Here is a 12,744-nt window from a genome sequence, read left to right on the forward strand (position 1 = left end):
GTTGTGCTGTAACGCAAGCACCTGAGCAACAGGTGGTTAATGCACTGGCTGATAACCTTGATGTGCAATATGAAATTCTAACCAATCACGGTGCGAATGAAGGCATGGCTTGTCAGGACCTAGGTGCTGAGTGGGCGTCATGTAATAAAGTGAACATGACCCTGACCAATGACGGTGAAGCGATTGATTCGAAAGATTGGACTATCTACTTCCATAGTATTCGCCTTATTTTAGATGTTGATAACGAACAATTTAAAATCACTCGTGTAACGGGTGACCTACACAAACTAGAACCAACAGATAAGTTCGATGGTTTTGCCGCTGGTGAAGAAGTGATTCTTCCGTTAACGAGTGAGTACTGGCAACTGTTTGAAACTGACTTTATGCCGGGTGCATTCGTAACTGCGCCAAACGCAGAACCTAAGATGATTGCTTCATTGAATACTGAAGATGTCGCGTCGTTCGTAACAGGTTTGGAAGGAAACAACCTTAAGCGTACACCTGATGACAACAATGTCATGGCGACTGCTGTTACGCGTTTCGAAAAGAATGCGGATCTAGCAACGCAAGACGTTTCAACAACGCTTTTACCAACCCCAATGTCGGTAGAAGCGGGTGAAGGTTCAGTGAGCATTGCTGGTGGTATTGCATTACCGAAAGAGGCATTCGATGCTGAGCAGTTCGCTGCAATTGAAGAACGTGCAGATGTGGTAAACGTAGATGTGAGTGGCGACCTACCTGTTAGTGTTGCCGTTGTTCCTACTCAGTTTACGGGTGATTTAGCAAAATCTGGCGCTTATGAACTAAGCATCTCGGAAGAGGGGATTGCGATTAAAGCGTTTGATAAAACAGGTGCTTTCTACGCAGTTCAGTCTATTTTTGGCCTAATAGACAGTCAGAACGCTGAATCACTACCACAACTGTCGATCAAAGATGCACCACGCTTTGATTACCGTGGTGTGATGGTGGATGTTGCTCGAAACTTCCACTCAAAAGATGCCATCCTAGCGACGCTAGATCAAATGGCTGCATACAAGATGAATAAACTTCACCTTCACTTAACGGATGATGAAGGTTGGCGTTTAGAAATCCCAGGTTTACCAGAGCTAACGGATGTAGGGTCTAATCGTTGTTTTGATTTGGAAGAGCAAAGCTGTTTACTGCCTCAGTTAGGTTCAGGTCCAACAACAGACAACTTTGGCTCTGGTTTCTTTAGTAAAGCGGATTACGTCGAGATCTTAAGCTACGCAAAAGCGCGCAGCATCGAAGTAATTCCAGAAATTGATATGCCAGCACACGCTCGTTCTGCTGTGGTATCTATGGAAGCGCGTTACACTCGCCTAATGGCGGAAGGCAAAGAAGCTGAAGCAAGTGAATATCGCTTGATGGATCCACAAGATACTTCAAACGTGACGACGATTCAGTTCTACGATAAGCACAGCTTCATCAACCCATGTATGGAATCATCGACTCGCTTTGTTGATAAAGTGATTACTGAAATTGCAGCTATGCACAATGAAGCAGGTATGCCACTAACGACTTGGCACTTTGGTGGTGATGAAGCGAAAAACATCAAGCTAGGCGCAGGCTTTCAAGATGTTGATGCTCAAGACAAAGTGGCATGGAAAGGTAACATTGAGCTAGACAAGCAAGACAAGCCATTCCAACAGTCTCCACAATGTCAGTCTTTGATTGCTGGTGGTTCAGTGAGTGATTTTGGTCACCTGCCTGGCTACTTTGCAAAAGAAGTATCAAAAATTGTTGCAGACAAAGGCATTCCTCACTTCCAAGCTTGGCAAGATGGCTTGAAGTATGTGGAAGAGGGTGAATCTGGCTTCGCTACTGAAACGACTCGCGTTAACTTCTGGGACGTTCTTTACTGGGGCGGCACTTCATCAGTGTACGACTGGTCAGCGAAAGGTTATGACGTGATTGTCTCTAACCCAGATTACGTATACATGGATATGCCATACGAAGTTGACGCAGCAGAGCGAGGTTACTACTGGGCAACGCGTGCAACGGATACTCGTAAGATGTTTGGCTTCGCACCAGAAAACATGCCACAAAACGCGGAAACCTCATTAGACCGTGACGGCAATGGCTTCACTGGTAAAGGCGAGATTGAAGCAAAACCTTTCTACGGCTTGTCTGCACAGCTTTGGTCTGAAACAGTACGTACCGACGAGCAGTATGAATACATGGTGTTCCCTCGCGTACTTGCAGCAGCAGAGCGCGCATGGCACAGAGCTGATTGGGAAAACGACTACAAAGTGGGCGTTGAATACTCTCAAGATACCGACCTAGTAAATAAGCAGTCTTTAAACAACGACTTTAATCGCTTCGCGAATATTGTTGGTCAACGTGAACTGGCTAAGCTTGAGAAAGCGGGTATTGATTACCGACTACCAGTTCCGGGGGCAAAAGTTATTGATGGCAAGCTAGCGATGAACGTTCAATTCCCTGGCGTAGAGCTTCAATACTCAGCGGATGGTGAAAACTGGTTAACGTACGATGAGCAACAACGTCCTTCGGTTTCAGGCGAAACTTACATCCGCTCTATCTCTGAAAGTGGCGAGAAAGTAAGTCGAGTGACTTCGGTGAAATAATCGATAAGCAACATTAATAGATGAGCTCCCTAACTATTATCTTACTCAGATAAAAGTGGGAGCTTTTTTTTCGTCCAAACTAAGTTCGGTACATTCCTTAAACTGAAACATATAGAAATAACCTTTGTTTATAACGTCAACAATGCACATAAGGTGAGCTTCATCGCAAAAGTGACGCACTTCTCATTCTTCTCTTCAAAAAATAAGTCCGCCATAAAAAACTATAAATCAGGTGTGATTGAAACAACTGAATCTAATTTTATGCCGTGAAATAACGTGATCTTGATCCGTTTTGATTATTGGGTTTCTTTTTTTATCTATTTTTATGTTTTTAAGTTATTGATTTACTTAAGTTAAATAACTTTCCCTTTTTTGATGGTGAGAGAGATCACTCTGCTTGCCCTTTTATTTTGAAACGTAAATTAAATCGAGCAAGATAGATTTCATGCCAGGGAGGCTACCAATTACTCAAGCGGCGAAGGTGAATGATATACCGAAGATATGTCGCTGAAAAATTTAAACTAAGGCAGTTTACTATGAAAAAAATTATCGCTCTAAGTGCACTTTCTCTTGCTTTCGCTTCTAGTGCTTTCGCTGGTTCTTCTTACGTTACAGGTAATATCCAATTTCACGACGATGGCCGTATCCACGGTTCTGATATGACTTCGACTCTAGAAGCTGGCCACACGTTTGACAACTCTCTAGGCGGTTTAACTGTTTACACTGAGTTTGATGGCATCCAACTTGGCGACCTTGAAGGTCTAACTGCTGCTGAAACTGGTGGCGACGCAACAACTGGTCAAGCAAATGCATTCATCACTGTTGGTGGTGAGCAAGCTTTCAATATCACTGACAACCTATGGGTTGCAGCGGGTTACCAACATGTCTTCTCTGCTGGCGAGAGCATTCAGTTCCGTCCATTGGTTAAAATTGGCTACAACTTCGATAACGGTATCTCTATTAGTAACCGTACTCGTGCACACATCGATGACACTTCTGCAGATGCAGACACTGATTACCGCATGGATAACCGCATTGCTTACTCTGTAAACGAAGATCTAGCGCTGAGCTACAACAACGTATACATGATTGATGCTGAAGCTATGGATCACGAGCTTCGTGCAACATGGACTCGTCAAGGTGTTCAACCTTACTTCGAATTCCGTAGCCAAGCTAACGGAGTTGATTTCGCGAACGGCGCGTCTAAAACAAACAACGCATTCGTATTCGGTGCATCTTACGGCTTCTAAGCTGACTCACTTGGCTGCTTAATCGATTAGATTATTAGCCAAGTGAGTTTCTTCGCTAATTAGCTTTTTTGTTAAATAGAGTTTTTGCTAACTAGCGACGAAAACATAGTGGTACTAACAGCCCGGTTGGTGCCGCGACAAGATTTGCTTTACTGTCCAAAAGCAAAGAGCCTAGTAAGTAAACCACAGTCTTGGGTTTGCTTAATGCTAGGCTCTATTTTTATTGCTGATCGTAGGTCTATTTACGTTTTATTTTCCGTTGTAATGACGGTATTCAAACACCTGACCTTTCTCGTTAAATGCATACACAGAATACTCGTCTTTCTTATCGCCATACTCCATGCCCGGAGAGCCCATTGGCATGCCTGGAACCGCCAAGCCAATCGCATTGCGTGGTGGGTTCTCTAAAAAGGCTTTCACGTCCTCTGCAGGAATGTGCCCTTCAAATACGTAACCGTCGATCTCTGCCGTATGGCAAGAGGCTAGTTTTTGCGTTACTCCTAACTTCCGCTTGATTGGGTTCATGTCATCATGGAGTTTCTCTGTGACATCGAAACCTGCGTCTTGCATGTGTTCTGTCCATTCTGTGCAGCAGCCACAATATGGAGACTTATGGTTTAGTACATTAGTAGCGAGAGCTTGTCCTGAAATTGCAGCGAGTGCAGTAAGAGTCATAACTTTACGAATCATGGTGAACCTCATGAATTTGGTTTTTGTTGATATTATAATGAGTGGGTTTGAACAATCTTAATCTGTTGGCATTGCTGACTACGGTGATTGATGACATCGCCATCGCAGCGCCTGCAACGACAGGGCTAAGTAAAAATCCAAAAAATGGGTAGAGCACACCAGCCGCAATTGGAATACCAAGTGAATTATAGATAAAGGCACCAAAGAGGTTTTGCTTCATGTTTCTCACTGTTGCTTGGGAAAGCTCTATCGCGTTACTGACCGATAAGGGCGACGAGTTGAGTAGTGTCATTTGCGCACTTTCAATCGCCACATCGCTGCCGCTACCCATTGCGATTCCTATATCCGCTTGAGCAAGAGCTGGTGCATCGTTAATACCGTCTCCTACCATGGCAACGCTCTTATATTGTTGTTGAAGCTGAACAATATGCTGAGCTTTCTGCTCTGGTAGTACTTCCGAGATAACCTCGTCGATACCGACGTTTTTACCTATTGCTTGAGCCACAGAGTCGTTGTCGCCCGTTAATAGCACAGTGTGAATTCCGGCGGATTTTAGTTGAGCTATCGCCTGTTTGCTATCTATTTTTAACGCGTCTGAAATGCCCAATATGCCTTCCAGTTTTTGGTCAATCACAATGAAAATAGGCGTCCACGCTTGTGTTCGACAAAGCTCGATAAAGTCCGCGCCAATCTCTGTATTGATACCTAATTGGGTGAGGTACTTAAGCGAGCCAACTTGCACGTTCTTGCCGTTAATTGTTGCTTGAACCCCAAGCCCTCGTTGGTTTTCAAATTCGCTGTGTGGGAGTACTGAAACTTCCAAGCTCTCTGCATATTGGCAAACGGCTTTGGCAAGCGGGTGCTCAGATCCCACTTCTACTGAATAAGCGTAAGCCAGTAATTCTTGTTCCGTTAGATTAGAGTAAAAGGCCTGTTGAACGCTTGGTTTGCCTTGGGTCAATGTCCCTGTTTTATCAAACACAACAGCATCGATCTTGCTGGCAGACTGCAATACATCCGCATCTTTAATAAGAACGCCAAACTCAGCCGCTTTACCGACGCCAACAGTAATCGAAAGCGGTGTGGCTAGGCCTAATGCACATGGACAAGCGATGATCAGCACTGTGGTTGATACCACTAACATGTAACTGGCGCTTGGTTGTGGGCCTACAAAAAACCAAACTAGGGCAGCAACGGCAGCGATCGCAACCACAACCGGAACAAAAACGGCTGAGATAGAGTCGGCAAGCTTGGCGATTGCTGGTTTACTGCTTTGCGCTTGGCGAACCATTTGAATGATTCGAGCCAACATGGTGCTTGAGCCGATTCCCGTGGCTTCAATGATTAAGCTGCCATCACCATTAATGGTACCTGCTGAAACGCCATCATTAATTGATTTAACGTTGGGAAGCGGTTCGCCAGTCAGCATCGATTCATCGATATAAGATTCGCCAGATACCACGACACCATCGACAGGGACTTTTTCTCCCGGTTTCACTCGAACTTGCATACCGACTTGAATGGCTTCTACAGCGATGGTTTGCTCTTTACCATCGACGATAACCACAGCCTTTTGAGGTTGTAAATTAATCAGTGCCTGCAAAGATTTGGTGGTGCGTGCCTTGGCTTTGGCTTCAATGTAGTGACCCAAAGAAATAAGGCCAACAATCATTGCGCTCGCTTCAAAATAGACATGGCGTGATGGTTCTGGGAACCATGATGGAATTAGCACAACCAGCATTGAGTAGAACCACGCGGCGCCAGTGCCTAGAGCGACCAAGGTATCCATGGTTGCACGCTTGTGCATCAGTGATTGCCAAGCGTTAGTAAAGAAGCTGCGTCCTGAGGTCGCAAGCAGTATCAAACAGACGACTCCGACCAACCCCCAAGCCAATTGGTCATTAAATGTAGCAATGGTCATGCTGCCACCGAACAGACCCCACGCCATCAGCGGAGCACCGATCAGCAGTGCACTTACTGAATTCTTTAGGAAAGCTTTTTGGGTACGAAGTTGTTGTTTTTGCTGTTTTTGTTGTTGAGTCGCCGCGTCATCAACGAACTCGGCACCATAACCTGCGGTTGTTACCGATTCTATTAGCGCGCTCTCGATGACGTCACGTGTTTCAGATGTGAAGACCAAGGCTGTCTGTTCAGCGAGGTTGATCTGAGCTTGGTCGACGAACTCATTCTTTTTCAGCGCTTTCTCTACCGAAGAAACACAACTCGCACACGTCATTCCCTCAAGAACAAGGTGATAGGTATATTGGCTAGCAGCAGGTTTATCTTGTGTCTGCTCCACTGGCGCTGTTTTTTTATCGTCTTCTGAATTAGATAAAGGCTCATTAACCTCAGAGTAGGGAGCCGCGTGATAACCCACACTTTCGATTAGCTCAATAAGCTCGGATTCTGAAAGCAGAGTAACCAACGACAATTCATGTTTGCTGACTTCTAGGTCTGAGATTAGCTCGGTCTGCTCAAGCGCTTGAGTCAATTTACTCACGCACTTACCACAGCTGAGCCCTGATAATGAAAGATGCAGCGAATTACCCATGGAATAACCAAGGGTCGCTAACTGTTGGTTGAGTTGAACGTAACTAAAAGGAGTAGAAATATCGATGTAGGTCGGCGATATGTCGTTGATCTTCGTATTATCGAGATCGTCAAACAATGTGCGGACCTTCTCAGCACACCCCATGCAATTTAGGCCGTTGAGCACAGCTGTGTAATGGTTCATATCGATACTCCAATTTTCATCTAGCCCTAACATAAACCTTCCCGTAAGGGTAAGGTCAAACATAAATTCAAGAATTTGATATTTGCTGGAATATTGAGTGATGGAATAGATGAGGTTTATCGCGAGCGTGGCGAGAATTTGTCGTTTTAGAGCATTTGACATGTGCTTGAGCTATTGGTTTTCTCCTTCTACGATAGCTTTCGTACAAGATCAGCGCATTAATCATTCACTACTGATTGTAGATTTAAGCGGTGGTGATAAAATAGCGCCCAAAATTTAGTGATATTTTTCTGTTGCAGGCTTTGTAATGGCAATCACTAAAAGAATCACCTACATAATCAAGGTATTTAAATGACGGTTAAAACTCGTTTTGCTCCTAGCCCAACTGGCTATCTTCACGTTGGTGGTGCACGTACTGCACTTTACTCTTGGCTATTCGCTAAGAACCAAGGTGGTGAATTCGTTCTACGTATCGAAGACACGGACCTTGAGCGTAACTCTCAAGAAGCGGTTGATGCAATTCTAGAAGGCATGCAATGGATGGGTATGGAATGGGATGAAGGTCCTTACTACCAATCTAAGCGTTTTGACCGTTACAACGAAATGGTTGATAAGCTACTTGCTGAAGACAAAGCTTTCAAATGCTATGCGTCTAAAGAGCTGCTTGACGAAATTCGTGCAGAGCAAGAAGAAAACAAAGAAATGGCTCGTTACGATGCGAACCACCCTAAAATTGTTGCAGCAAACGAAGCAGCAAAAGAAGGTGATGCATGCGTTATCCGTTTCCGTAACCCTAAAGAAGGCAGTGTAGTCTTTGATGACCAAATCCGTGGTCGCATCGAAATCTCTAACAGCCAACTTGATGACCTAATCATTCGTCGTACAGACGGTGCACCAACATACAACTTCGTTGTTGTAGTGGATGACTGGGACATGGGAATTACACACGTTGTACGTGGTGAAGACCACATCAACAACACACCTCGTCAAATCAACATCTATGAAGCACTAGGCGCGCCAGTTCCAACTTTCGCTCACTGTGCAATGATTCTTGGTGATGACGGTGCGAAACTTTCTAAGCGTCACGGTGCTGTTTCTGTAATGCAATACCGCGACGAAGGTTACCTACCAAATGCACTAAACAACTACCTAGTTCGTTTAGGTTGGTCTCACGGTGACCAAGAGATCTTCTCTCAAGAAGAGATGATTGAATTCTTCAGCCTGAACGCAATCAGCAAGTCTGCTTCTGCATTCAACACTGATAAGCTACTTTGGTTGAACAACCACTACATCAAGACTTCTGAGCCTGAGTACGTTGCTAAATACCTGCAATGGCACCTAGACGCACAAAAGATCGATACAACAAACGGCCCGGCTATCACTGAAGTGATCACGCTAGTTGGCGAGCGTTGTAATACGCTTATCGAACTTGCTGAACAGTCTCGTTACTTCTACGAAGATTTCTCTGAGTTTGAAGCTGGCGCAGCGAAGAAGCACCTACGTGGTGTTGCTAAAGGCCCACTAGAGCTTGCTCTTGCTAAGGTTGAAGCGCTTGAGGATTTCACTACTGCAAACATCAAAGATGGTGTGATTGCAGCAGTATGTGAAGAGCTAGAGGTAGGCATGGGTAAAATCGGTATGCCACTTCGCGTAGCAGTAACAGGTGGCGGCCAGTCTCCTTCTGTTGATGCAGTGATGGAGCTTGTTGGTAAAGAGCGCGTAATCGCTCGCATCAAGATGGCTCTTGAGTTCATCGCTGAGCGTGAAGCTAACGCTTAATTGAGTATTAGCTAGATTGAAAAAAGGGTCAGTAACTTGGTTACTGACCCTTTTTATTTGTCTTGAGTTTTATCTAGCTAAGCTCAGATTTTCTTGAAGATGATTGAAGTGTTGATTCCGCCAAAGGCAAAGTTATTACTCATTACATACTCAACATTCAATTCGCGACCAGAACCTGTAATGTAATCGAGTTTGCCGCAGCGTTCGTCGATGTTTTCAAGGTTCAATGTTGGGCTGAACCAACCGGAATGCATCATTTCTAGGCTCAACCAAGCCTCAATGGCACCACACGCTCCAAGCGTATGACCAAAGTAGCTTTTTAATGAGCTGATTGGCACTTCACCAAAAATGTTCGCGGTCGCATTACTTTCTGCAATATCGCCTTTATCTGTTGCCGTTCCGTGCGCCGAAACGTAACCAATTTTTTCAGCAGGAAGCTGTGCATCTTTCAGCGCTTTCTCCATACAGATTTGCATGGTTTCCATTTGAGGTTGGGTCACATGGGCGGCATCGCAGTTGCTGGCAAAACCGATGATTTCCGCGTAGATCTTTGCACCGCGAGCAACCGCATGTTCATACTCTTCAAGAACAAGCGTACCAGCACCTTCACCGATAACCAGGCCATCGCGCTCACTGTCGTAAGGGCTAGGGGATTTTTCTGGCGTGTCGTTTTTTAAACTGGTAGCAAAAAGGGTATCAAAAACGGCAGATTCGGTTGGGCATAGCTCTTCACCACCACCGGCAACCATCACGGTTTGGTAACCGTGTTTGATCGCTTCATAGGCGTAGCCAATCGCTTGGCTACCTGAAGTACAGGCACTGCTGGTGGGAATCACACGTCCACGTAAGCCAAAGAATAGCCCGACGTTGACCGCTGCGGTGTGTGGCATCATCTGAACGTAAGTCGTTGCGGTGATAGCTCGTGTCGATTTCTCGTTAAGCATCACGCCAAATGCACCAACAGCGTCAGTACTGCCGGTTGAAGAACCATAGGCAATGCCTGTTTCGCCATTAGTCAAAACGTCGTGGCCAATCAGCCCTGCTTGCTCTAACGCGTTTTCAGTAGCAACGGTTGCTAGGCGCGACACACGGCCCATACCACGTACTTGTTTACGCTTATAGTGCTTAGGTAGTTGGAAGTCATCGATTGGAGCTGCAAGCTTAGTGTTTAGACCATCATACTGCTCAAAGCTTGGCATATACTGGGTCGCATTTTCACACGCTTTTAGTTTTGGCTCGATGTGCTGCCAATCGTTGCCAAAAGCGGTAACGCCTGACATGCCAGTTACAACAACGCGGCGGGTCATACTAAGCCTCCATTAACTGAAATTACTTGGCGAGTTACGTAGCCGGCAATATCCGACATTAGGTAGCTGACTAGGCCTGCTACTTCTTCTGGTTCACCCATGCGGCGCAGTGGAACTTGAGGCAGCGCATGCTCTTTTACATGCTCATCAACCATGCCAGTATCGATTAAACCCGGAGCCACACAGTTTACTGTGATCTTGCGTTTTGCTAGTTCTAGAGCAAGTGACTTAGTAGCGCCAATCACGCCCGCTTTTGCTGCGGCATAGTTGGTTTGACCGCGGTTTCCCATGATGCCGGATACAGAAGCCAGAGTAACGATTCGACCGCCTTTACGCTTTTGAACCATTGGCATTACGCACGGGTGCAGTACATTGTAGAAACTGTCGAGGTTGGTGTGAATCACGCCATCCCACTCTTCTTCCGTCATGGCAGGGAAGGCTGTGTCGCGTGTAATGCCCGCATTGTTCACCACACCATAGTAAGCGCCATGCTCGGCAATATCTGACTCAAGCGTTTCGCGACATTCGCTGCGATTGCTGATATCAAATTGGATCAGACGTCCAGCGCCACCCAGTCCGGTGATCGACCTTAACGTGTCTTCAGCACCTTGCTTGTCACCCATGTAATGAACGGCGATTTCAAAACCGTCTTTCGCGAGTTGAATAGCGATCGCTTTACCAATGCCTTTACTGGCACCAGTGACTAAAACCTGACGGGTCATGATGGGCTCCTAGTTTTCATTTCTTGTAATTTTTGTTCGGTCGGCACGTAGACGTTGAGTTGGCATTGAGCCACTAACTCGCCTTGGTCTTCGACTCGGGCGGTAAACACGGCCATGCCACTGTCTTCCATGAGTTGTTCAGCATAGATATCAAGGATTTGACCTTGAGTAAATTCATCACACAGTGACTTGTAGCGACGAGAACCGAGTAAGAAGCCGATTGGAGGAGTGGTGCCGTTTTTCAGCGCATGGTATCCAGACCAAGCTGCAACAGACTGCGCCATAAACTCGATGCCAACATAAGCTGGGACCGTTTGAGATTCGACGTCAAAGAATAGGTTGTGCGCGCCAATATCGACCTGGCAGTGAATCGACAATGCCTCAACGTTGATAGCTCGATCGATTAATATCATCGGATCATCGTGTGGGAGAAGTTGGTCTACAGAAGGGATATCAGTCATTTACTACACCAAAAATCAGGCTAATGTTGTTGCCACCAAAAGCGAACGAGTTGCTTAAGATGTTCTTTACTTTAAGTTTCTGGGAACAGTTTACCAAATCAATCTCAATATCTTCAGCTTTATACTGACATTTTTGTAAGGGGAGTGGTAAGTCATATTTTAGAATATGCCACGCAATTGCAGCCTCTATCGCACTTGCCGCTCCAAGAGTATGTCCTGTTAGAGGCTTGGTTGAACTGACGGGAACCTTGTTTGCAAAAATACGATGGATGGCTTTGCTTTCCATTGAATCATTGAGTGGGGTTGCGGTGCCATGGGCATTAATATAACCGATGTCTTTTGCTCGTAACTGTGCAGAATCTAACGCCTTTCTCATTGCTTGTTCTGCACCGTTCCCTTCTGGATGGGGCGCGGAAATATGGTGTGCGTCGGAGCTGTCGCCATAGCCTAATAGGGCTATATTCGAAGTGCTTTGAGTTGTATTGGTAGCGGTTGGTTTTGTCTTGCTAAGCAACATAAATGCCGCAGCTTCTCCGATGTTGATGCCATCACGAGAGGCGCTAAAGGGCTTACAATGTGTGGTTGATAGCGCTTCAAGACCATGAAAGCCATTGAGCGTCAGTTTACATAGTGTATCGACACCTCCAACCAACACAGCATCAGCCATTCCTGAATCTAACAAACGTTGGGCAGTAACAAATACACGGCCACTTGATGAGCAAGCGGTCGATATCGCATAGCTTGGCCCGGTTAATGCACAATGTTGGCTAACAAACTCAGAGGTGTTGCTTAGCTCTTGTTTTGAATAGTGGAAATCTTCGGGGAAAGAGCCATGTTCTAGTTTGTGTTTAAACGCAGTTTCACCATCAGAAATTCCCGAGGTGCTTGTGCCGATAACTACAGCAATTCTATCGGCACCAAATTGTGATTTTGCTTGCTCGATAGAGTCTTTGATTTGATTAACAGCCGATAACGCCAGTTGATTGTTGCGAGTGGCGTATTCCGCTTGTTCTGATGGGATTTCTGGTAATTCGCCAGCCACCTTACCAACGACCGTCGGCTTACCGTCGTTTAGCATGTCGCTCACTTCAACCATGTTTGATTCATGCTCGCCTTTGAGGCAGCCATGAATGTCAGCAACGCTTGAGCCTAATGCGGAGTGGAAACCACAGTCTTGGATATAAATAGGCATAAT

9 protein-coding genes are annotated in these 12,744 nt (G+C 45.6%); 3 read left to right on the forward strand and 6 right to left on the reverse strand.

Annotated features, from left to right (window positions below; all coding sequences use genetic code 11):
* A partial coding sequence (locus MED222_RS02455) for a beta-N-acetylhexosaminidase (protein ID WP_009848609.1) occupies nt 1-2,606 on the forward strand: 2,606 nt, incomplete at its 5' end.
* Nucleotides 2,607-3,142: 536 nt separating this feature from the next.
* Nucleotides 3,143-3,856 (forward strand): oligogalacturonate-specific porin KdgM family protein, encoded by a 714-nt coding sequence (locus tag MED222_RS02450; protein ID WP_009848608.1) that lies wholly within the window; start codon nt 3,143-3,145, stop codon nt 3,854-3,856.
* A 249-nt stretch (nt 3,857-4,105) separates the two neighbouring features.
* Here the strand turns inward: MED222_RS02450 and MED222_RS02445 are convergent, their stop codons facing one another.
* Together MED222_RS02445 and MED222_RS02440 are read right to left on the reverse strand one after the other, a co-directional pair.
* Nucleotides 4,106-4,546 carry a DUF411 domain-containing protein gene (locus tag MED222_RS02445; protein ID WP_009848607.1) on the reverse strand — a complete coding sequence of 147 codons (441 nt, stop codon included), beginning with the start codon at nt 4,544-4,546 and terminating at the stop codon, nt 4,106-4,108.
* Nucleotides 4,536-7,343 (reverse strand): heavy metal translocating P-type ATPase, encoded by a 2,808-nt coding sequence (locus tag MED222_RS02440; RefSeq protein ID WP_083784155.1) that lies wholly within the window; start codon nt 7,341-7,343, stop codon nt 4,536-4,538. The genes MED222_RS02445 and MED222_RS02440 overlap by 11 nt, the downstream gene beginning before the upstream one ends.
* Before the next feature lie 288 nt (nt 7,344-7,631).
* Here MED222_RS02440 and gltX point away from each other — a divergent pair, with 288 nt between their 5' ends.
* Nucleotides 7,632-9,059, forward strand: coding sequence for a glutamate--tRNA ligase (gene gltX, locus MED222_RS02435; RefSeq protein WP_009848605.1), 1,428 nt, complete (start codon nt 7,632-7,634; stop codon nt 9,057-9,059).
* A gap of 83 nt (nt 9,060-9,142) precedes the next feature.
* Here gltX and MED222_RS02430 read toward each other — a convergent pair whose 3' ends face one another.
* Genes MED222_RS02430 through MED222_RS02415 form a run of 4 tightly spaced genes read right to left on the reverse strand, consistent with a single transcriptional unit; the run spans nt 9,143 to nt 12,741 of the window.
* Nucleotides 9,143-10,366 carry a beta-ketoacyl-ACP synthase gene (locus MED222_RS02430; RefSeq protein ID WP_009848604.1) on the reverse strand — a complete coding sequence of 408 codons (1,224 nt, stop codon included), beginning with the start codon at nt 10,364-10,366 and terminating at the stop codon, nt 9,143-9,145.
* Nucleotides 10,363-11,088 (reverse strand): 3-ketoacyl-ACP reductase FabG2, encoded by a 726-nt coding sequence (locus MED222_RS02425; RefSeq protein ID WP_009848603.1) that lies wholly within the window; start codon nt 11,086-11,088, stop codon nt 10,363-10,365. The genes MED222_RS02430 and MED222_RS02425 overlap by 4 nt, the downstream gene beginning before the upstream one ends.
* Nucleotides 11,085-11,549: a hotdog family protein gene (locus MED222_RS02420; RefSeq protein WP_009848602.1), complete on the reverse strand. Its 465-nt coding sequence runs from the start codon at nt 11,547-11,549 to the stop codon at nt 11,085-11,087. The genes MED222_RS02425 and MED222_RS02420 overlap by 4 nt, the downstream gene beginning before the upstream one ends.
* Nucleotides 11,542-12,741 (reverse strand): beta-ketoacyl-[acyl-carrier-protein] synthase family protein, encoded by a 1,200-nt coding sequence (locus MED222_RS02415; protein ID WP_009848601.1) that lies wholly within the window; start codon nt 12,739-12,741, stop codon nt 11,542-11,544. The genes MED222_RS02420 and MED222_RS02415 overlap by 8 nt, the downstream gene beginning before the upstream one ends.
* Between the last annotated feature and the right edge of the window lie 3 nt (nt 12,742-12,744).

The organism is Vibrio sp. MED222, from assembly GCF_000153005.1.
GTDB lineage: Bacteria > Pseudomonadota > Gammaproteobacteria > Enterobacterales > Vibrionaceae > Vibrio > Vibrio tasmaniensis_A.